General features: G+C 63.8%; 14 protein-coding genes. 4 read left to right on the top strand and 10 right to left on the bottom strand.

All coding sequences use genetic code 11. The features are described from left to right. Positions 1 to 13: 13 nt before the first annotated feature. Genes tssM through tagH form a run of 5 tightly spaced genes read right to left on the bottom strand, consistent with a single transcriptional unit; the run spans position 14 to position 7,904 of the window. Positions 14 to 3,541 carry a type VI secretion system membrane subunit TssM gene (gene tssM / locus ACJO2E_RS16860; RefSeq protein WP_406965380.1) on the bottom strand — a complete coding sequence of 1,176 codons (3,528 nt, stop codon included), beginning with the start codon at positions 3,539 to 3,541 and terminating at the stop codon, positions 14 to 16. A gap of 16 nt (positions 3,542 to 3,557) precedes the next feature. Next, positions 3,558 to 4,868 carry a type VI secretion system protein TssL, long form gene (tssL, locus tag ACJO2E_RS16855; protein WP_406965379.1) on the bottom strand — a complete coding sequence of 437 codons (1,311 nt, stop codon included), beginning with the start codon at positions 4,866 to 4,868 and terminating at the stop codon, positions 3,558 to 3,560. 40 nt (positions 4,869 to 4,908) lie between these two features. After that, positions 4,909 to 6,231, bottom strand: coding sequence for a type VI secretion system baseplate subunit TssK (tssK, locus tag ACJO2E_RS16850; protein ID WP_406965377.1), 1,323 nt, complete (start codon positions 6,229 to 6,231; stop codon positions 4,909 to 4,911). Between the two features lie 49 nt (positions 6,232 to 6,280). Next, a complete protein-coding gene (tssJ, locus tag ACJO2E_RS16845; protein WP_406965375.1) occupies positions 6,281 to 6,742 on the bottom strand; it encodes a type VI secretion system lipoprotein TssJ in 462 nt (153 codons plus the stop codon). A gap of 7 nt (positions 6,743 to 6,749) precedes the next feature. Further along, positions 6,750 to 7,904, bottom strand: coding sequence for a type VI secretion system-associated FHA domain protein TagH (gene tagH, locus ACJO2E_RS16840; RefSeq protein ID WP_406965374.1), 1,155 nt, complete (start codon positions 7,902 to 7,904; stop codon positions 6,750 to 6,752). A 561-nt stretch (positions 7,905 to 8,465) separates the two neighbouring features. On the opposite strand from tagH, the gene ACJO2E_RS16835 reads away from it, so the two are divergent. After that, on the top strand, positions 8,466 to 10,448 hold the full coding sequence (locus tag ACJO2E_RS16835; protein ID WP_406965373.1) for a serine/threonine-protein kinase: 1,983 nt from the start codon (positions 8,466 to 8,468) through the stop codon (positions 10,446 to 10,448). A gap of 47 nt (positions 10,449 to 10,495) precedes the next feature. Here the strand turns inward: ACJO2E_RS16835 and ACJO2E_RS16830 are convergent, their stop codons facing one another. Together ACJO2E_RS16830 and ACJO2E_RS16825 are read right to left on the bottom strand one after the other, a co-directional pair. Next, positions 10,496 to 12,631, bottom strand: coding sequence for a tRNA(Met) cytidine acetyltransferase TmcA (locus ACJO2E_RS16830; RefSeq protein WP_406965371.1), 2,136 nt, complete (start codon positions 12,629 to 12,631; stop codon positions 10,496 to 10,498). Continuing rightward, positions 12,631 to 13,014 (bottom strand): DUF2237 family protein, encoded by a 384-nt coding sequence (locus ACJO2E_RS16825; protein WP_406965370.1) that lies wholly within the window; start codon positions 13,012 to 13,014, stop codon positions 12,631 to 12,633. The genes ACJO2E_RS16830 and ACJO2E_RS16825 overlap by 1 nt, the downstream gene beginning before the upstream one ends. Positions 13,015 to 13,136: 122 nt before the next feature. Here ACJO2E_RS16825 and ACJO2E_RS16820 point away from each other — a divergent pair, with 122 nt between their 5' ends. The 3 genes from ACJO2E_RS16820 (at position 13,137) to ACJO2E_RS16810 (ending at position 17,264) form a co-directional block, all read left to right on the top strand. Continuing rightward, entirely contained in the window at positions 13,137 to 15,431 is a 2,295-nt protein-coding gene (locus ACJO2E_RS16820) for an ATP-dependent helicase (protein WP_406965500.1), read from the top strand. Next, the gene (gene bamE, locus ACJO2E_RS16815; protein ID WP_406965369.1) at positions 15,428 to 15,949 is read left to right on the top strand and encodes an outer membrane protein assembly factor BamE domain-containing protein; all 522 of its coding nucleotides are present in this window, start codon (positions 15,428 to 15,430) and stop codon (positions 15,947 to 15,949) included. The genes ACJO2E_RS16820 and bamE overlap by 4 nt, the downstream gene beginning before the upstream one ends. A gap of 193 nt (positions 15,950 to 16,142) precedes the next feature. Further along, on the top strand, positions 16,143 to 17,264 hold the full coding sequence (locus tag ACJO2E_RS16810; protein ID WP_406965367.1) for an OmpA family protein: 1,122 nt from the start codon (positions 16,143 to 16,145) through the stop codon (positions 17,262 to 17,264). Positions 17,265 to 17,313: 49 nt separating this feature from the next. On the opposite strand, the gene ACJO2E_RS16805 is transcribed toward ACJO2E_RS16810, so the two are convergent. The 3 genes from ACJO2E_RS16805 to ACJO2E_RS16795 are packed head-to-tail and all read right to left on the bottom strand — an operon-like array spanning position 17,314 to position 21,057. Beyond that, a complete protein-coding gene (locus ACJO2E_RS16805; RefSeq protein ID WP_406965366.1) occupies positions 17,314 to 18,591 on the bottom strand; it encodes a methyltransferase in 1,278 nt (425 codons plus the stop codon). 14 nt (positions 18,592 to 18,605) lie between these two features. Continuing rightward, on the bottom strand, positions 18,606 to 20,501 hold the full coding sequence (locus ACJO2E_RS16800; RefSeq protein ID WP_406965364.1) for a putative bifunctional diguanylate cyclase/phosphodiesterase: 1,896 nt from the start codon (positions 20,499 to 20,501) through the stop codon (positions 18,606 to 18,608). Beyond that, positions 20,494 to 21,057 (bottom strand): heme NO-binding domain-containing protein, encoded by a 564-nt coding sequence (locus tag ACJO2E_RS16795; protein ID WP_406965363.1) that lies wholly within the window; start codon positions 21,055 to 21,057, stop codon positions 20,494 to 20,496. Before ACJO2E_RS16795 ends, ACJO2E_RS16800 begins: the two co-directional genes overlap by 8 nt. Positions 21,058 to 21,099 lie beyond the last annotated feature (42 nt).

Genomic DNA, 21,099 nt, shown 5'->3' with positions numbered 1-21,099 from the left:
GTCCTCGTTATTATCAGAGTCTCGATGGCAGCCGGAAGCTGTTCAGCACCGACAGGTCGAACGGGTGCTTAACCGAATCCGGTGTCAGTTCCAGGGTGGCAAGGTAACCATCGGACAGGATGTCCACGTTGCGGCTGCGACCGGAGCCCGACAGACCACCATAGGCACCGAGGAAGCGAAACAGGGCCCAGTCACCATCGAAGTTTGCCTGGATGGCGGTATCGGTTCCCGTCCCACGGGTCATGGTCACCCGTACGCCCGACCCGGATTGCAGCGGCCAGTCGAAGGCCACAGTCCGCGGGGGACCGTGACGATAGCCCAGGGTCTGGTCGCCGATCCTCAACTGCAGCTTGGCCACCCGGCCGTCCAGGTAGGCCGGCTTGAGCGTGAAGGACGCCTTGAGTGTCTGGGTGCCATTGATAAAAAAGGCCTCGCGGATGCGCCTTGCCTGCAGGAACACCTGCAGGCTGGACTGACGGATACCCGCCGCCGGCGACAACGACCAGGGCGATGTGCTGGTGTCCACATGCTCGGCCACATGGTCCTGGAAGAAGGTGTCCAGCACGCCGCCATAGCCGAAGAAGGCGGCGAAATCCGCCAGGGCGACTTCCGCGTCCGCCTGGGGGGCAAGCGGATACTGTCCCGCGATGGCGTCCTGATACTCCCGGTACACATTGGACCGCCAGATGTCATTCACCCGCCGGGTGGAGGACACCTTGACCAGCCGCCGTGCATCCCCGGGCACTTCGCCCAGCCAGGTCTGCAACTGGGGCGACTGGCTGTTGCCAATGGCCGCGTGGAGGGTTTTCACCGCATTGTCGAAGTCAGACCGGGACACCGTGGCATAGGCCTCGGACATACCCTGGTCCTGCTCCGCCAGGTAGCGGGCCATGGTCCTTGCCCGGTCCTTGATGGTGCCCAGGGTTTCCTCGCTCACATCATGGAGGGGGCGGAAGGCCCGGTCCACCGGCGTCAACGTGTGCTCGGCGACCATGTTCTCCGGCATGATACGGCTCATGCGATCGAAGGCGCGGCTCTTGCGACGCAGTTCTTCCTGCGCCATGTCGCTGGCGTTGCCCATAGCCTCCCCGGCCGCCGGGTCCATTTCCTCCTCCACGGACAGGCGGGTATTGAAACGGATAGCCTCCACCAGACGGTCAATGGGCGCCTCCGGGCCGGACAGCAGGCTCATCAGGTAACGACCCTCACGGGTATTGTCGAAGCGGCGCACCTGCAGGTCGGCCAGCAACTGCTCCCAGGCGTGGATGTAGTCCCGGAAGTAGCGATCCTCCACCAGTTGCTTGATGCGCCCCTCATCCAGGTTGCGGAAGTCCTCCGTCTCCTCTCCGTAGACCCAGGAATCCTCCAGCAGATGGCCAACCACCTGGTCCCGTTCCGCTTCAAACAGGCCACGGTAGCCGTTGGCGGTATACAGCCCGGGGATGCCCTCCCGCATGGGCGTATCGGACCGCCGTTCAAAGACCTCCTCGGCCACGGTACCCAGCACCTTGTTGACGGTGAACTCCGGCAGTCCCGCCCCCAGGGCATCGGCGCGGATGCGCTGGTAGGCCCGCTCGTCCAGGGGCATGGCGGTCAGTTCACCGCGGGCCCGGGAGACCAGTTCCCGGTCCGCCGGGATCGTGTGATTCAGGGCCAGGTATTGCCCCAGGTGCCTGCCAAGCTCCTCCCGTGACGGCCGGTTGACCTCTCCGGGAATCTGCCGCGACAGCATGAACTCGAACCAGGCGTCCACCTGTACCTGCTCGAAATGCTCGCGGTTACTGACCATCAGGTAGGTCTTCAGGCTCTCGTAGAGGTAATCCAGGTTGCCCAGGTTGGCGGCAATCTCGCCTTCCATGGACTGGCGAAGTCCGTCCGCAAAGCGATACTGCAACAGACGCCCATAGGCCCCTTCCGCCGCCTGGGCCAACGCGCCGTTATGGAAGAACCCCAGCGGATAGTTGCCGCCTTCAGGTAACGGGGTCCCCATCACTCCGGGCATGTGGGCGGCGGTGTTCAGGGTGTCGTTGAGCACCAGCCAGTTGCCATCACTGGTTTCCAGACGATTCATGTCGTCCTGGAGCTGGTCCATATCGCCACGGTAGGTGGCAATCAGGTCCCGGTTCCACTGGTACTCAAGGTACCAGGAAGCGCCGATGCCGGCGGTTATCAGCACCATGGCGGCCACCGCCACCTGACGTAGGCGCCGGTACCGCCGGTCCTTGGCGCCATCGGCCATGGCCAGGCCGTACTCGGAGAAGATGATGCTGTCGAACAGGCGATGCAGAAAAAAACCGTCGCTGGGCAGGCCATTGCCGGGACGCCCGTGGCCCGGCACGTTCAACCGGAGCTGGCGATCCACCAGCGAGGACACTTTGTCGCTGGTGCGACCGTCCTGCTCCGACGACACCAGGTATATGCCCCGCAGCAACGGCACGTCCTCATAGGCGGAGGGGAAGAACACTTCCTTCATCAGGTTCCACAGCGGTGCCTTCAGCAGAGCCACCTGCTTGGGGAACTGGTAGATACGCCGACGGGTTTCCGGGGTACGTTCCTGTTGCAGCCGATGCAGCAGGAAGTGACTCAGGCGCTCCTGCAAGCCATCGAACTCCTGCTCGAAGCTGGCCGGAAGCTGCTCCGGATCGCGGACCGAATGCAGGTCGAAGGTAATGCCGAAGACTTCCTCCCGCTCCTGCTCCGAGAGCATGGCGAAGGTATCGGAGAAGCCTTCCAGCAGGTCGAACTTGGTAAGCAGCACGTAGACCGGGAATACCACGCCCAGACGGTTGCGCAGCTCCTGCACCCGCTGTTTCAGGGCCCGGGCGTGCAACTGCCGCTCGGTGGGGGTCTGCTCCAGCAGGTCGGCCACGCTCACCGACAGGATCACGCCATTGATGGGCTGACGGGAGCGGTACTTGCGCAGCAGCCCCAGGAACGACTTCCAGCCCTTGGCATCCCGCTTGTCGCCGGACTCCTGGGTGGTGTAGCGACCGGCGGTATCGATGATGACGGCGCGGTTGGTGAACCACCAGTCACAGTAACGGGTACCGCCGACGCCCTTGACCGAGTCCAGCCCCATTTCGCTCTTGAGCGGGAACTCCAGCCCGGAGTTGAGCAGTGCAGTGGACTTGCCGGAGCCGGGGGCGCCAATGATCATGTACCAGGGCAACTCGTAGACGGAACGGAAGCGACCCGGCTTCCACTGCTTCATCAGCGCCAGGGCCTTGCGCAGGTTGTTGCGCTGGGTTTCCATTTCCTCCTTGAGTAGCTCGTCCTGCTCGTTGCCCGCCATCATCTCGGTGACGACCTTTTCGTTGTCCTTGCGCTGACGGCGGGCCCGCCACAGGCTGACCGCCAGGAACACGATGACCAGGCTCAGCAGGAACACCAGCCGTGCCGTGACCGAGGCCAGGGGCTTGTAGTCGGCGATGGCCAGCAGCGGGCCACCGAACCAGATCAGCAGCACCAGGGCCAGCAGGCCCAGGAACAGGAATACCCTGCGCCAGGTGATAAAACCGGTTATCCGGCGAATCCATGCCATAACTCAGACCTCTTCCTTAAGTTTCCGGTACCAGTAGGATTTCCACGCGACGGTTGCGGGCGCGATTCTCGGCGGTATCGTTCTTGAACAGCGGTTCGGCTTCACCGCGGCCTTCCGGCCACAGCCGGCCCTTGAGGTTGCCGTTGCGCCCCAGCATGTCCGACACCGAGGTGGCCCGCGCCAGCGACAGGTGCCAGTTGGATGGATACTGGCTGGTGGCGATGGGCCGGTTGTCGGTATGGCCGGTCACCAGGATGGATCCACTGGTGGATTCCAGGGCCCGGGCAATCTTGCTGATCACCGGGACCATGTCTTCGCTGACATCCACACCGCCGGGCGCGAACAGCGCTTCGTTACCGATACGCAGGCGGGTACCGGAACCTTCGCCGTCCAGTTCCACCAGCCCCCGGTCGATCTCGGTCTGCAGCATCTGCCGCAGGTATCGCAGGTCGTCCGGATTACCCGGCCCCTCCTCGGCAGGGCGCTCCGGAATGCCGACCTGATTCAGGTCCGCCAGCACCGGCTCGGCATAGGCATTGAGTTGGTGGGTCAGCCACAGGTAACCCAGCAGCAGGGCCACCGCGCAGATGGCCGCCCCCACCCACAGGGGCACGCCGTGGGTCAGGCCCGTTCCGGGGGTCACCCGGTCTTCCCAGCCACGGTCGAACGGGGTGGTGAAGCGGCCCTGATCGGCGCAGATCTCGTGGTAGAGACAGTCCCGCAGGATATCCAGTTGCTCCTCGCCCCGTTCCTCCACCCGGTAACGCCCCTTGAACCCGAGGGACAGGCACAGGTACTGCAGCATCATCAGAGGGATGTTGGAGGTGCGGCGGGCCTTGTCCACCAGCTCGAAGAAGTGGGTGCCGGACCAGGTCTGGGAGTGGAACTCCGACAACAGCGATGCCGCCGCCCATTGGCCGCTTTGCCCCCAGGTGCTGTTGAGCACGATCTCGTCCAGCAGGGCGCAGACGCAGTAGGACGCCACATCGACGGTTTCCGGGCTCTGATCCGCCGCCTTCAGGGCCGTCCGGTATTCACGCACCAGGTCCATGCACTGGCGCCGCAGGTGGGTCATGTCTTCCACGCCTTCCGCACGGGACAGGCGGTTGGCCACCGACAGCAGGCGTGATGCCTCGTCGCAGATCGGCCCCAACTGGGTGGATGGCAGCCGGAAGCGACTGGCCGATTCGGTGGGATAACCCCCATCGGTGACGCCGCCGGACGGTGATGACAGCAGGGTGCGGTCATCGTCGGCGGACGGTCGGTCGGGCCTCGGCTCTACCTGCCGGGCCCCCGGCCTCGGTTTGATTACGGTACTGTCGTTCATGTCATCGTCCCTGTCTGATGCTCAACGTCCCTGAAACGGGCTACTGCCTGATGGCCCAGAGTTCCAGCTTGAGTCCGGGGTAGTTGCCGGACACATGCAGCGCCAGGCCGCCACTCTGCTTCAGCTGCTCCCAACGGTCGCTCTTGTTGTCCAGCAGGAAGTAATGATAACCGGCGTGGAACGGGATCTGTCGCGGCGCCACCGGCAGTGCGCTGATACCGATACCCGGCAGGTGGTTGTTGACCAGGTCGCGGATATGCTCCACCGGTCCCAGCTTGATCTGGGCCGGCAAACGGCGGCGAATATCCTCGGTGGTGAGGTCAGCCTGCACCGCCAGCACGAACTGGGCGGACTCCAGCATGGACTTGTCCGTGAGTGGTGCCACCTTGATGCCGAACTGGGCCTCTTCCAGCTTGAGGGCCACGGCGGTCTGCTCCAGTACCGTGCTCAGGGACTGGCTCAGCGCCGCCGCCAGGTCTCCGAATGTTTCGGTGAGCCGGTCGTGGCGGTATTCCGGCAGCTTGGGGGGCACCTTCTCGGCGCGGGTGAAAGTGGCCAGCTCACCAATCAGGGTGACCACCAGCTCGTAGAACCGCTCGGGATGGACCAGCGGGCTGTCCTTGAGGTGTTCCAGGGTGGGCTGCCAGCGGTTGAGGGTCTGCAGCATCAGCACATCGAACAGCGTGGTGGACTGCTCGGCGCCCTTCTGCATACGCCCGGCCAGGGCCTTGGCCCGCTGCTTCACCATGGCCAGGGACTCCCGCACCAGGGAGGACAACGGCGCAATTCGCTCCACATCCAGGCATGGCGGCATGAAGTTACGATCCAGCCGCACTTCCTTGTCAGCAATGACCTCCACCACCCGGGCCACCGGGATGGCGGCGTAGCCGGACAGGTCCTCACGGCCCATGCGCAAGGTGGGGTTCAGGCGGGCCAGGCCCAGGGTTTCCTCTTCACCGCTCTCATCGGAGTCGTCCTGCACGCTGCTTTCCTGGAACATATACCGGGCCACCTGCCCCTGGTCCTGAACGGCGATGTTAACGCCGGCCTGGCGCTCGGTGGGCACCGCCAGCCAGACCAGTTCGTCCCGGGCGTCACCGGGCACTTCCAGTTCCAGGCCGTCGCTCTGGTCAAACGCAAAGGGCATGCCGTCGGGAAAGATGCCGGTGACCTTCACCAGGCTGATCTGGCCCAGGGCCGGGGCCTGTTGGTCCATGACCAGTTCCCGCACCCCGTAGCCGTGGGGGTTCATCAGATTGTGCCGCTGGCAGGCAGCGTGATACAGGAACCGGTCCTGCTGCTGGAAATGCTGGGGCCTGAGCAACATGCCCTCAGACCAGGCGACCTTGGCCAATCGTTCCATGATGTGCTGTCCTTTCGTGTGTAAAACTTCGCGGTTCTGGTGGCGCGACTCAGTCGCGGACCCGGGTCATCTCCAGACCATCAACGGCAATTTTTATGTCCTTGTACCCCTGGGGGTTCGCATCCAGGATCATCTTCCACTCGGCGTCGTCGATGTTCTGGAAGGCCGCCACGATGCCGATATAGCGGGTGTTCTCATCCAGCCTTTTTTCCGGCAGTTTTTCCACCAGTTCCGGCCGCAGTACCACCTCGCTCATGGAAAGCAGATCCCGGTCGAGGACTCCTTCGGGCTCGTCGTACAGATCGAAGAAGCCGGCACTGCGGAAGGTGTCCACGCTGCGCAGCTCGTAGATCCGGATAACCAGTGGTGACGCCCGCCCGGAACCATCCGGGTTGATGTCGTCGCTGGCCTGGAAGCTCATTCGGGTATACGGGTCGACCACATAATTGGCCACCGTACAGCCGCTCAAAAGCACCACACCGACAAGGAACAAACACTGAAACCATCGCATTGTCTGACTACTCCCTTTCACTACGACTCACCGCCACTTCATAGGCGTCCACAAAAGTATCGCTGCGCAGCATACGGTCGGCATCACCGTATTCCTGCAGGTGCTGCTGGCGCCGCTGATGCACCGCCGCCAGTGCCTTGCGTTTCTGGAACAACCCGCTCTCCTCACTGCCAGAGGGGGGCTGCAGGATGTCCCGGATCACTTCTTCCACGCCCACGAGCAGGGCGCGTTCATGATTGACCACATCACTGAATGCCTGGGACACCGCTTCCTCGGGACCGAGGAAGGACGGGTGCCGGCGGAAAAGCAGGCTTTCCAGGGCATCACTGGAGGTGGCTGAAAATTTCAGGGGATTGTTCTCGCTGCGCTGGAACAGCGTCTGTTTGACCCGAAGCTGCTGTTTCTGACGGGCCCGCATATGCAGCAGGTCCAGCAGTCGATCCAGCAGGGTCCGGGTCAGATTCCCCAGGGCACGGCACTGGTCCGTTGTCAGCGAGGCGGATTCCATGCCCCCCAGCCCCAGACCGTCCAGCAGGGCCTGCAACTGATCAACCTGCGTTCTGGTGGTGCGTTCCCGTTCCTCGTCGGGTCCGGACACGGCTCCCCAGTCCCACTGGTCCGGAATTTCCGCCTTGGGCATATCCACATGGCTGTCACCCAGGAATCGTTCGTTGAGGCCGGACGCCAGAACCGCATTCATGTCACTGCTGTCCTGCTCAGGCTTGGCCGGCTCGGCAATCGGGTCCGACAGCCCACTGGCCAAAGGGGATGGCGAGGACTCAGGCTGCCGAGGGGCAGCGGATGGCGCCTGGACGGCACTGTCTGACGGGGTGTCCGCGCCGGCAATGCTCACGGCGATCTCATAATCGCCAAAACGCAGGCGATCGCCGTGCCGGATCGGTGATTCGGCGTCGCGCCCCAGGGGCTCCTGGCCGTCGTTGATAAAGACGCCATTGGTGGAGGTGTCGCGAATCAGGAAACGCCCGCCTTCGGAACGGATTTCGGCGTGACGGGAGGAAATCACCTTGCCCGGGTCCGGCAGGTGCCAGTCGCAGGAGTCCGAACGACCGACCACCCAGGTCTGCCCCGGCGCGAACCGTCTGATGGAGGTAACGGCGGGTGAAAGCCGCTGATAACTGGTGATGGCGAGCTCGAGTTCCATGAGCCTATCCTTCCTTTGACATCTGTCCTGGCCCGACAGCCTGGCGGCTGGCGCGCATTCCCGACCTGCGACGCAGGTACATCCTGGGTGAACCGGTGACGCCCGAAGGGCTCCGGGTGACCGACCGCACAGAGATTATTCAGTGTCCCCGCCAATGTCAATCACGGTTGTCCCGGGCTGGGATCGCCTGATCAACCATAACTGGAGATGCGTCACATTACCGACCTTTAAGGAAAGCAGGCCGCTTGACTTGATGCACTCAACCTGAATAGCATTCGACTTTCAGGAAGTTTAATCCTCAGGGAGCATGAGGAATCGTCACCAGGCCATTCAAGAACCCGTCTGCGTGACCATGCCGACTCAGTACGCTGGCCCGGCCCCTCCTTGCAGCCTCCCTGATTGACGTCACCAGCAACAACCGGTGCGAGTTGCCCGGCCGGCATGAATAATACGCCGGACCAAGGCAGCGCCCGGGCAGTTACAGGCGCCGTGGAGTCTGCCACCCTAGTTCCGCAGGTCTCCGGCGCTAATCCATGGATGAAGAGCGGTAAGGATCTCCGGATGGACGCCAACGACACCATTCTTGACGACAGCACCCAAACCCATAACCCGGGCTTCCAGCCCCAGGGGGAACGGGACCAGGACGCGCCGGAAAGTCCTCGCCACAAGCGCCTGGGGCTTGTCCTGAATGGCCGCTACCGGATCGTGTCGCTGATTGCCTCCGGGGGCATGAGCGATGTCTACAAGGCCGTGGACCAGAACCTGGAGAAGTCCGGCTCCCGGGACAGCCTGGTGGCCCTGAAGATCCTGCGCACCAGCCTGACCCGCGACCCCGGCGCCCGCAGCCTGCTGGCCCGGGAGGCCGCCAAGTCCAAGCGCCTGTCGCACCCCAACATCATCCGCATCCACGACCTAAACCACGATGGGGATACCTGGTTCCTGGTCATGGAAATGCTGGAGGGCGAGCCCCTGTCCCGCATCATCCAGCGGGCCAAGCCCAACGGGCTGAAATGGAAAGGCTGTGTGGCGGTACTGCGCCAGGTGGCGGAGGCGCTGGAGTACTCCCACAGTCAGGGCATCGTGCACGCCGACCTGAAGCCGTCCAATATCTTCTTTACCCGCGAGGGGCGCATCAAGCTGTTGGACTTCGGCGTCTCCCGGGCCCTCCAGGCCCAGCAGCCGGAGGACTACCTGAACCCCCGTACCGAGGACGAGACCTCCATCTACGGCTATACACCGGCCTACGCCTCGCCGGAGCTGATCGACGGCAAGGACCCGTCGCCCCAGGATGACCTCTACGCCCTGGCCTGTATCAGCTATGAACTGCTGTCGTCCCGGCACCCCTTCGACCGGCAGAAACTGAGCCTGGAGGAACTGGGCAGCTACAAGCTCAAGAAACCCAAGAGTATGCCTCACCGCTTCTGGCGCGTGGTCAAGCGCAACCTGCGCTACGACCCGCGCTACAGCTCCCTGGAACTGCTGCAACGGCGCATGGAGCCGCTTCGCTGGCAACCCTGGGCGGCCTCGGTACTGGTGATTGCCGCGGCGGTGGGAGCCAGTTTCCTCTGGCACCAGCAATACACCCGGGCCATGGCTGCGGAGCAGGCTCTGGCGGAAAAGGACGAGCACCAGGCCAACATCAGCCGGATCCTCGGATTGCCGCCGGAACAACTGCTACAGGAGGTGGATACCCTGCCCTCCCTGGAGCGCAACGGCATCCTGCGCCAACAGTCCGGTAGCCTGCTGGAATGGTACCTGTCGCAGATCAACGGCATCCTCGTCGGCGGCCGCAGCGGGCAGGAACTGCCCGACATCCCCGCCGCCCTGGATCTGCTGACAGAAGCCCAGCGAGTCTACCCCCGGGACCACCAACTGGCGGAACTGGAAACACGGATTGTCCGCCGCCGCCAGTCCCTGGAAGCCGCGCTGGGTGACGAACTGACCACCCGTCTGGACGAAGGGGATTATCGCAGCCAGCAGGCCTGGGAGGATGTCACCGAACTGACCCGGGACCTGCAACTGATCGGAGCAGCCCCTGCCGCACCCTCGGAGCAGGCCACGGAACAGTTCGACCAGCAACTCACGGAAGCCCTGGACTCCGACAACGACGCCGCCCTGGCCCGCCTGCTGATCCTGGGCGAGCAGCTGTTCGCCGACCAGCCCGGGGTTGCCGAGAAGCTGACCCGAGCCGCATCCATGGAGTCGTCCATCAAGGAGTTGGGCACCTATTACGCGGCGATCGCCAACGGCAACGACCAAGCGGTGTTCCCGGCCAAGGCGGCGGAGGACTTCTACGCCGACCGTTTCGAACGCTGGCGCGACGAGATCGCCAATGCCGGCAGCCGTGACCAGCTGGACAAGGTCTACGAGGAAATGATCGCGGTACTGAACCGACTGCCCCCCTCCTTCGAGCCCCTGGCGGATATCCGCCAGCAACTGTCCGACGCCTACCTGGCCATGGCCGACAGTATGCTGACCCGGAATCGGACACGGCAGGCACAGCCGTTGCTGTCGCGGGCCAGGGAGTTGATGCGGGCGCCGTGATGATTGGCGCCCGAAACGTCCCAGTCCCGTCTGGCTTACCTGCTGGTCTACTCTTTGCCATTGTTGGCGCTGGACAAGGCGCCTCTGAATAACAGATCGGCAGCCAACTGTCTCAGTTGCGACTCGCCGTCCCTTTTTCCTGAGCACAGCCCCTGTTCACGGGCTCCGTGCCAGGACTGGTTCTGCAGGATACCGTGAATCCACAAGGGGGCACCGATTGACTCCGAGAGTTGCCGGCTAACATCAGTCTGGACCGTCAGCCGCTTCAACGCCGGCAAGGTCAACTCAAATCCCCGGTGACCATGGGCAAAGGCTTCCAGTTCTGTGATTTCCTGATCCGCGAGTGGTGGTGCCGGCGGCAGGTCGGCGCTGATGGCCAGTACCAGCTCGGCTGATAGCGATGCCCAGATCACCGGCAACAGGACTGGCCACTGCTCTGCGAATCTTGAGGACAGGCGCTGTTGGGCAGCCTTGCCGGCTTCTGACAGCCCCCGCAACATCTGCACCGCATACTCGCCGGAACTCGCCTCCCGACTGATCCCCAGCCGGACCGTGGCGAAGCCCGCAGATTGCCAGAACGGCAGCAGCTCAACGGCGGCGCCGAAACTGGTGCCGATGGCATCGAGCCCGGCGGTCTCAGCCTTTTCAGTGACCGCTGCCAGCAGCCGCTGGCCGATCCCCTGGCGGCGGCGGCCATCATGGACCGCCACCCGCACCACCCTCAGCATACGCAGCGTCGCAGCCTGCGCATCACCGCCGTGGTTGGCCAGGGACTGGGGCAGCAGGTGACCTTTCAGTCGACGTTCGCCCCGGAGCACCTGGTCCGCCAGGGCCGGTTCCAGGCCCCCTTCCACCGTGGCCCACAACACGCCGACAATGGCACCCTGCCGCCGGGCCACGAAGGTCATCGCTTTCGGATCATCCATCCACTGGCGCAGGTCCGATGGCGTGGTGCGGTAATGGGCGTCCACCAGCAAGCCGAAAGCCTGGGCCAGTGTCGCCTCGCTGGCTTCATCCGGTCGCCATGACTCAATGGTGATGTCTTCCCCGGCTTCGGCCCCGGGGTTTTCCGCATCCAGCAGGAACAGCCGGTTCACCAGCGGCTCCAGTGGATCACTGTCGGCCCAGCGCACCGGCTGTCGGAGGGTCAACGACTGCCAGTGGGGCGTCTCCCGATCCAGTACCGCGCGGAAACGGAGGTTGAATCCGCGACCGGAGCCTTCGTAGCCATGCACGGTGGTGGAGAACACCACCCGGGGCCACCCCAACAGGACCTGCCTAAGCAGGGGCGCGGGGATAGCGGCGGCTTCGTCCACCATGATCAGCTCCGCCTCCGGTCGACGGGCCAGCAGGTCATCAATGGGGAGCCATTCCAGGGTTGCGCCGCACGCCAGTTGGAGGCGGGTCTGCTCCTGATGATCCAGCCCGGCCTCCCTGGCGGCATGACGGAACAGCGTTGCCACATTGTCCTTGCGGGGCGACACCACCAGGATTCGCTCACGCCCACCCTGTAACAAACGGGTGGCGGCCATGCCCAGGGCCGCGGACTTGCCACGCCCCCGGTCGGCGGTGATTACCAGCGGTCGCCGCCGACGGCCCTGGCCGGTTCGCATGATGGCCTCGATGGCGCGGTCCTGGTCCGGTGTTCCAGTCACCCGGAATGGGGCGTTTTCATGGTTCTGAATGGAAGGTGGCGACGGTACATCATCGCTATTTGCGGCACACCGGATAACGGACGGGGAGGCGTCAATGATTCTCGCCAGGCGGGCGAGGAACGGATGATGACCGTCCTCCGGCAAGCCCATGCGGGCATGGTCCGGGTCAGGATAACTGCCCCACTGGTCCAGCGGCGGCATCAGCCAGAACCAGAGACCACCGGCCACCAACGTACCGGTGATGGCGGCCAGGGCGTCCGGCGGATTGCCCTGCCAGCCGTCCCATACCACCACCGGCGTTTCGGTGCCGAGTCGCTGACGGATCTGGCCGGCGGCCAAGGTGTCAAGGGACGCATGCGGATTGTCTTCCTTGCTACCAACCCACAGGCCTGCGGACGGCCCAAGCTGGCCCAGAATGCGGCGCACGCAGGCCACCGCCTGATCACGCCCGCCCTCGATCAGCACCAGCCGCCGCTCGCCCCGGACGGCCAACTGCGACGCCAGGGTCTGCCAGGGATCATGGGACACTAGCTGAGGTCCACCGCAAACCGTTTCAGGTCGGCCAGATCGCAGGATTCCAGGGCACCCCGATGGGTGGCCCGCAGCCGGACTCTCGGCGCACTTCCCGCTTCGAACGCCTCCTGCCAGCGAGGCGCGCACAGACACCAGCCATCACCGGCCCGCAGCCCCGGGAAACCAAACTCCGGCCGGGGCGTACTGAGATCGTTGCCCCGTTCCCGGGAGAACGCCAGGAACTCGTCCGTCATCACGACGCAGACGGTATGACTGCCCAGGTCGTCAGGACCGGTGTTGCAACAGCCATCCCGGTAGAATCCGGTGACCGGGTCGTTGCCGCAGGCCTCCAGGGTCTCACCCAATACGTTGACCGACTCTTCCAGTACCGTTGCCATGCTGTCGCTCCTTGTCTGAAATGAGACGCCATTATGGGGCAAGGATGCCCGGGTGTCAGGGGGCACCAAAGACCTGAAGAGACCGTTCGGGATTTATCCGCCGGTTCTATACAATGGCGGCCATGACCAGCCAACTCCCCGATTTTCTCACCCAGGAACAGCGCGACATTATCACCGCGGGCCACGAGCATGCGCTGATCACCGCGGTGGCCGGCAGTGGCAAGACCACCACCCTGGCCTGGCGCCTGCGCTGGCTGCTGCAGAAGGGCCATGATCCCCGACGAATGCTGGTGCTGATGTTCAACCGTAGCGCCCGGGTCGACTTCGAACGCAAGCTGCGGGACATCACCCGGGATCTGGGCCTGGCCCTGCCGGAGGTGCGCACCTACCACGCCATGGGGCTGCGGCTTTATAAACGTTTCGTGCGGGAGGGTGTGCTGCCAGGGTTCTCTGAAAAAATCCTCAGCGAGCAGGAAGTCAGCTACCAGGCCTGGCTGCTGACCCGGCAACTGGCGCCTGAGGACCTGGCGGATGAAATCCGCCGCAACAAGAAGGACTATGTGGAAACCGCCACCGGGTTTATCGACCTGGTGAAGACCACCCTGTCTCCGGCGGAAGTCATGTTCGAGGAGCTGGGCTACAGCGACCGCCACCGCTACCTGATCGACCTGTTCCACGCCTTCGAACAGTGGCGCAAGGAACGCAGCCAGATCACCTACGCCGACATGCTCTACGAACCGGTGATGGCGATCCATCAGGACACGGCCCTGCAGCGGCTGGTAGGCAACAAGGTGGACCTGATGCTGGTGGACGAGTACCAGGACACCAACGAGATCCAGCACCTGCTGCTGCGCTACGTGGCCGGCGAGCGGGCGAAAGTCACCGTGGTAGGGGATCCGGACCAGACCATCTACGAGTTCCGGGGGGCCAAACCGGAGTTCATCCTGCGGCGCTTCCGGGAGGAATTCGACAATCCCCTGCAACAGACCCTGAGCTACAGCTTCCGCTACGGTCACCGGGTGGCCTTGCTGGCCAACCACCTGATCACCCACAACCAGGGCCGCAACGATGTGCTCTGCCACGCCCATCCGTCCACACCCGCCAGTCGTATCCAGCTCCATGAGAGTGAACAGGATGGTGGCGTGGTGGTGAAGCTGCTGGAGGGATTACCGGAAGGCGAGCAGCAACAGACCGCGATCCTGTTCCGGGTCTGGAGCCAGAGCGTGCCCATCGAGCTGCGCCTGCTGGCCCGGCAGATCCCCTACCGCATCGATGCCGGCAAGGGCGCGTTATTCAGCCGTGAGGTGGAAGCCATCACCAGCCTGCTGCAGGTGGTCACCGGCCAACTCCCGGGGATGACGGCCCAGGATCGCCTGGAGGCAGCCCGCAACCTGCTGCGCTTCCCCCACGTGGGGCTAAAGGAGCAGGAACTGGGACACATGGCGCAGATGCTGGCCGGGTTCGAGTCCGGCTGGGGCAACCGCCTGCTCAGCCTGGATGACTCCGCCATGGGGCCAATGCCGGCCCGCAAACTGCGACGCCTCGGCGAAGCCCTGGTGTCCCTGCATGGGTTTTCAGGCCCGGTGGCCACGTTGCTGGGGCGCTATGCCGAACAGACCGAGCTGTACGACGGCATCCGCAGCCTGGCCCTCACCCATGACACCGCCAACGAGCGCATTGACACCGTACAGGGCTTCCGGGCCTACCTGGCCAGCCTCGACATCCCCCCGGCGGAGGCCCTCGCCCATCTGCAGACGCTTCGCCACCAGGCGCTCCAGCGCCAGGACACGAACAACGACGACACCCGGGGTGTGCTTCTGTCCACCATCCACCGCACCAAGGGGCTGGAATGGCCCCGGGTGATCATTCCTGGCCTGCAGGAAAAGTACCTGCCCTACAGCCCCCGCCAGCAGGATGACCTCAAGGCTTTCATGGAAAGCGAACGGCGCCTGCTCTACGTGGCCATCACCCGCTCCCGCAACGAACTGCACCTGATCACCCGCCCCGGTGGCCCGCGCCCCGCGGTGGATGCAGACCTGGCCCCCAGCCGCTTTGTGGCGGAGCTCTGCCACGACCTGAGTGACCAGTTCGGTCGTTGGCTGGACCAGAACGACAGGGATGACGGCGAAGGTTTCAGCACCGACCTGCCACTGACCCCGGTCAGCCAGCGCTACGCCAGCCGGGAAGGCGTGCAACTGTCCGGGGAACCGGCTCGGGCAGAGACCGGCAACCAGCCCCTGTGGGCCTGCCAGCGGCTCAGCCATGCCATCTTTGGCGCGGGCTCGGTCACCGGCGAAGAGGAATCCTCCTTCGATGTGAGATTTGATGACGGCCGCACACTGACCTTCAGCAAGAAGAGCGCCCACCTGTATTTCCGTGCCATGATGGAGCAACAGCACTCGGGGGACGGACCATGACAGCACCGGATACGATCAGCGGTTTGCGCCACGCAGCCATCCTGTTGTTCGCGATCCCGGCCGTCTTTCCGACGAGCGGCTCCGCCGACACCGCTACCTTCTACAAATGCGAGGGACCAGACGGTGTGCAGTTCTCCGACCGCCCCTGTAGCGCTAACCCGGACACCGTGACGGTCAGGGATACCCAGGTGGGTGGCAGCGTCGGCGATAACCTGCCCGAGTTCAGAGCAGCGCCGAAGGACGCGGCGGAACAGGAAGAGGCCCCGGCCGGCAAAGACGAGGATACCTGTCGCTTTATCAACTCCACCGACCTTCGCACCTACCTGGCCCGGGAACAGGTGGTGCCCGGCATGACCCGTGAACAGGTGGAGCAGGCGTTCGGCCGCACCTCGGAGGTCTACCCCATGCCCCAGGAAACCTGGGTTTACCAGACTAAATATTACGGCGCCATTTATGAACTAACTTACGTTTATTTTAGGAATGGCTGCGTGGAACGGGTCGAGTACCGCAAACCCTGAGCCAAATTCTCCAAAGGTTTCAAAGGATTGAGACTCACGTCACACCAAGGCCGTATCCAGCCTTCCGTAACAACTATCTGTACATCCCGAAATATCGTTAATTTACACTTGCATAGGCGCAGTAACAAAACTTAACTTACTGCAAAGCGTCGGGAGCATGACGCCTTCAATTGCCATGGAAAGAGGAAACCTCATGAACGCACTGCGCCCCCTGTCAGCGGCTATCATCGCTGCTGCCGTCAGCACGCCGGCACTGGCATACGACGACCTGCAGACCATCTACATCAATCCGTTTGCCGGGTACCAGTACTTCGACGACAAGCGCGACCTGGACGAGGAAGCCACCTACGGTTTCGGCCTGGAATACCGTTTCCTGCCGCAGTGGGCCATCGAGGCGGTCTACTCCACCGCCAATCCCGACATCAAGCACAGTAGCGGCGACGTGGATTTTGATGAGATCCGGGTGGATGGCCTGTACTACTTTGGCAGCCAGGCAGACCGCTGGAACCCCTACCTGGCCGCCGGTGCCGGCCACGCGGATTTCGATGGCGGCACCATGAAAACCCCGGGCACCGAGCATGACGAGACCCGCGTCAACCTCGGTGGTGGTGTGCGCTACAACGTGACCGATCTGCTGTCACTGCGCGGTGATCTGCGTGCCTTCCACGGCATCGACGAGAGCACCTTCGACGCCCAGGCCTCCCTGGGGGTCAGCCTGGCCTTCAGCCGGGGCAGCAGCGAACCCGAGCCGGCTCCGGCCCCCGCTCCCCAGCCGGAACCGGACGCCGATGGTGATGGTGTGCCAGACAACCGCGACCAGTGCCCGGGCACCGTGGCCGGCGCCATGGTTGACCAGAACGGTTGCGAGCTAGACACCGATGGTGATGGCGTAGTGGACCGCCTGGACGACTGCCCCGGAACCGAGCCGGGCGCGAAAGTGGATGAGCGGGGCTGCGTGCTGGTGACCCTGGAAACCATCACCCTGTACATCACCTTCCCGCTGAACAGTGCCGAGATCAGCAACCAGTACGATGACGACATCCGTGAGATCGCCGACGCCCTGAAGGCTGACCAGGACGTGACCACGGAAATCGCCGGCCACACCGACAGCAGCGGTCCCGCCGCCTACAACCAGAAACTGTCCCAGCGTCGTGCTGAGGCCGTGGCAGACCGTCTGGTTGAGCTGTACGGTATCGACAGCAGCCGCGTGTCCCCGGTGGGTTACGGCGAGTCCGACCCGGTCGCCAACAACGAGACCGCCGAAGGCCGCGCCCAGAACCGCCGGGTTGAAGCCCACATCCAGGTCCGTCGCTAGTAGAGAGGCGCGGCCCGGAAATCGAAAAGGCGCCTTCGGGCGCCTTTTTTCATGGTTGTGTGATAACTGCATCCACCAGCAGGTTGCGGGGGGTAAGGGCCCGGTCGCAGAAGGTACCCAGACGAACCTCGTAGCCCGATTCCTCCAGGAACAGCCCGTAGTCCAGCACCAGCCACAACTCCAATGGCCTGCGGAACAGGTGACGCACCAGTTCGTACCGGCGCACCCGGGCAGCACGGTCAGCGCCATAATCCAGCCATTGCCCGTAGTCGATACCAACTGGCAGGGTCAGGCCCCTGTGGTCCGCCGCCCAGTGACAGAAGGCCTCGAAGCCCTCGCCCATCAGGCGCTTTGGGTGGGGTGGCAACGGCAAGTAGTCATCCACACCTCGAAGCCGGCGCTGGAGACCATCGAAACCCAGCCGCCACTGACTTACCCGGGCTGACTGCTTCCGGTCCCGGGTCGGCGCGGTGACGGTTTCCTGGACGGCCAGTCGCAGATCGTCACGGGTCAATGCCAGGGCATTGGTGTCAGCCCGGGTGCGTTCGGACAGCAATGCGAGATGGCGGCTACCGGTCAGGTGATAACAACAGGGCGAGAAGCTGATGCGGGGCTGTCGCCGGGTCACCACATCGCGGATCAGCTTGCGATGGAGGTCGCCACAGGCATGCAGGGCCACGCCGTGGGCCCCTTTCGGCCAGGGCAGGTCGGACGCCATGACATCCTGACACTGGAGCGTCACCGCATCGCCATAGCGCCGGACCAGGCGATTACCGTCTTCCACCAGCCCGGCATTCCATTCATAGCCGGTTACCGGAACCCTACCCTGCCTGGCCAGGGTCCGGGACAGATGCCCCTTGCCACAGCACCAGTCCAGTGATGGCCCGGACAGGGGCAGAAGGGCGGCAGCAAAGGCGCCCGACTGCAGGCGCTTGCGCCCGGGCATATCGACGGCGTCCTTTTCCTCCAGCGTGATCCCATTCACCGTGTCCGGCCCCGGACTGAGATCCGGCACCGTCACCAGGGCCGGATAGTCCGCCAGCCCCGGTAGCCAGTTACGGAGCCGGGCCGCCAACCGTTCCGGATACTGTTCGTAGAGGTCGCACTGCGACTCGTCGAGTGCTTTCAGCCAGTCCGCCAGTTCCCGCCATTGGCGGGTCCATGCCGGTTCCGGCTCCGTAAACGGCACCGGGCGCCACAGCAACTGGTGCTCATGCAGCCAGTCGTTGAGTCGCTGCCAATGCCGATAAAGGCCGTCGCCGGTGTCAGGCAGATTCTGCTCCGGTGATGATGTCATGGCACTGGCCTTTGTGCTGCTCGAACCCATGATAACGACTTCCTTCAAGGCGAATCGGATGCCGGGCGCAGCAGCCCCTGGCGTGGCACCCGGGCAACCAGTTCGTCCCGGGCCAGCGGTCGGCTGAACAGGAACCCCTGGCCGATATGGGCACCCATGCCCAGCACGCAACTCAGTTCCAGTTCGTTCTCGATGCCCTCCACCACCACGGACAGATCAAGACGTTCACACAGGGTCAGGATCATTTCCAGGATCGCTCGTTTCTCGTTATCGCGGTCCACCCCGGATATCAGCGACCGGTCAATCTTGAGCTGGTCCAGGGGCAGTTGCCGCAGATAACCCAGGGACGAGTAGCCGGCGCCGAAGTCATCCAGGGCCACGGCAATCCCGTGACGCCGCAGCTCGTTCATCACCGACAGGGCGATATCCGCGTCGGCCATGACCGCCGTCTCGGTAATTTCCACCTTCAGGCGGCGCGGATCCGCTCCCGCCTCGTCCAGACTCGCCAGCAGGTTCTCGGCGAGCCTGGGGTCATGGAGCTGGGCCGGCGACAGGTTGACGCTGATAGTGAACGCCGCCCCGTAGGCATCCACCAGTATCGGGTCGTTCAGCAGCGGCAGGGTCAGTCTGAGCATTTCGTCGGACAGGTTGCGGATCAGGCCGGTCTCTTCCGCCACCGGGATGAACAGTCCGGGCGAAATCAGCCCCGCCTCCGGATGGCGGATCCGGCACAGGGCCTCGAAGGCATCCACCTCCCCGGTCTGCAGGTTCACCAGTGGCTGCAGGAACGACTCCACCCAACGCAGGCGCAGGGCATTACGCAGAGTCTGCTCGGCGTCCAGGCGCTCCCGGTTCCGCTGCCGCATGTCGTCGTGGTAGACCAGGAAGCTACCGGTGCCCACCGTCCTGATCCGGCGCAACATGGTGCGGGTTGCCTGCAGCATGTCCGCCGAGCCTTCGAAGCGGGTCTCGTCGGATGGCACCGCCCCAATAACCAGCGACAGCCAGATTCTGCGATCGTCGATCAGCAGGGGCTCGTCGAACTGCTGCATCACAGCTTTGGCCCGGTCCCGCAGGCCGCGTTCAGTGTCGTCCCTGAGCAGCATGACCGGGGTGTTGTCCGCCAGCAGGGCCACCAGTTCACCGGGCTGTATGCAGCGGTCCAGCCGGTATCGGACTTCCCGGGCCAGTTTTCTTTCCTCATGGGGCCGCAGGGAGTCCCGGACCAGGGACAGGTTGGAGATCACCACCATCAGCAGCCCCACACCGTCTTCCGCCCGGCTGTCCAGTCGCTGTGACAGCATCAGTTCCAGGTAGGCGGCATTGGGCAGCCCCGTGCGGGGGTCGATAAACTTGCGCCGGGTGATATCCGTCTGGGTACCCGCCATCATCCTGGGTTCGCCGGTATCCGGATGACGGTCGCAGATGCCCCGGGCCACCATGGCACGGTACCCGCCCCGGCCGTCCTCCAGCAGGTACTCGCAGTAAAAGCGCTCCTCCAGACCATTGGCGTGTTTCAATACCGCCTCGCTGAAGCGATCCTGGTCCTGGGGATGAATCCGCTGCATCCACTTCTCGGGCGCGATCCGTGTACCCAGGGGTTCGCACCCGGACATGGCCAGCCAGCGCCTGGAGACATGGAGTTCGTCGGTCTGGAAGTCCCATTCCCAGACCCCGTCGTTGGCGCCCCGGATAATCAGATCCAGGCGACGGGTGCGTTCCTCCACCCGCTCCTCCAGCAGGTCACGGGCCTTCTCCAGCTCCAGGATGTTCCGCCGCACGGACTCCAGCACGAAGTTGGACAGCACCGACAGCTTCTGGATATCCAGGTCATCGGAATCCGTATGCACATGGAAGTCATAGCGCCCGTCGATGGCCATGCACAACTGGTCGGCAATACGGTTGATGCTTGCCCGCAGGCGCTTTTCAGAGTCACTCATCGCCGGATCCCGGTTTCAGGCAGAACCGGCAGGCCTCCGCACCCCGTTTCTGGCAGGCCAGTATTTCCATACTGCCGGTTTCACCAAATTCCTCGAGAACCCGGTTGAACAGCGCCTCATAGAGCCCGCAGAGGCGATTCGGGGAGCGGTAGGTGACCATCAGGTCATCCCCGTTGCGCTCGATATCAAACTTGTCACGGACACGGTCCCGCGACGCCTCGCCACGCAGACCCGCTGCCAGCACCGTATGCACCCGGGGTTGACGCTCCAGGAAGTCCCGCGCCGAACCCGCCATCTGATAGAACATGGGGAACCGTTCCCGGGACTCCCGGATAAACCGGTCCGCATAGAGCCGGAACAGGCTCTCTTCGTCCAGCCCGAAATAGGCGCCGGTCTCCGCGATCATCCGCAGGCATTCGTCGTCGGGATAGTCCTGATCGATGCGAAATTCCGGAATGCCCTCGACGCCGGCTCGCTGACAAATGATCGCCAGTGCCTGTTCGCCCCCTTCCGCGCGGATCGTGTCCACCAGAACTTTCTGGATATATCCAATCATGGTGTGGTTCCTGTCTTTGTGCACGCCCTGTTAACGGCGTCT

It is taken from the genome of Marinobacter shunpengi (assembly GCF_045449695.1).
In the GTDB taxonomy this organism is placed as follows: domain Bacteria; phylum Pseudomonadota; class Gammaproteobacteria; order Pseudomonadales; family Oleiphilaceae; genus Marinobacter.
The sequence above is the reverse complement of the archived record's forward strand: the minus strand, read 5'-3'. Positions and strand labels throughout refer to the sequence as shown.

Coding starts and splice junctions, on each gene's coding strand:
- tssM (WP_406965380.1), bottom strand. CDS start 3,541: ATGGCATGGATTCGCCGGATAACCGGTTTTATCACCTGGCGCAGGGTA.
- tssL (WP_406965379.1), bottom strand. CDS start 4,868: ATGAACGACAGTACCGTAATCAAACCGAGGCCGGGGGCCCGGCAGGTA.
- tssK (WP_406965377.1), bottom strand. CDS start 6,231: ATGGAACGATTGGCCAAGGTCGCCTGGTCTGAGGGCATGTTGCTCAGG.
- tssJ (WP_406965375.1), bottom strand. CDS start 6,742: ATGCGATGGTTTCAGTGTTTGTTCCTTGTCGGTGTGGTGCTTTTGAGC.
- tagH (WP_406965374.1), bottom strand. CDS start 7,904: ATGGAACTCGAGCTCGCCATCACCAGTTATCAGCGGCTTTCACCCGCC.
- ACJO2E_RS16835 (WP_406965373.1), top strand. CDS start 8,466: ATGGACGCCAACGACACCATTCTTGACGACAGCACCCAAACCCATAAC.
- ACJO2E_RS16825 (WP_406965370.1), bottom strand. CDS start 13,014: ATGGCAACGGTACTGGAAGAGTCGGTCAACGTATTGGGTGAGACCCTG.
- ACJO2E_RS16820 (WP_406965500.1), top strand. CDS start 13,137: ATGACCAGCCAACTCCCCGATTTTCTCACCCAGGAACAGCGCGACATT.
- bamE (WP_406965369.1), top strand. CDS start 15,428: ATGACAGCACCGGATACGATCAGCGGTTTGCGCCACGCAGCCATCCTG.
- ACJO2E_RS16810 (WP_406965367.1), top strand. CDS start 16,143: ATGAACGCACTGCGCCCCCTGTCAGCGGCTATCATCGCTGCTGCCGTC.
- ACJO2E_RS16805 (WP_406965366.1), bottom strand. CDS start 18,591: ATGGGTTCGAGCAGCACAAAGGCCAGTGCCATGACATCATCACCGGAG.
- ACJO2E_RS16800 (WP_406965364.1), bottom strand. CDS start 20,501: ATGAGTGACTCTGAAAAGCGCCTGCGGGCAAGCATCAACCGTATTGCC.
- ACJO2E_RS16795 (WP_406965363.1), bottom strand. CDS start 21,057: ATGATTGGATATATCCAGAAAGTTCTGGTGGACACGATCCGCGCGGAA.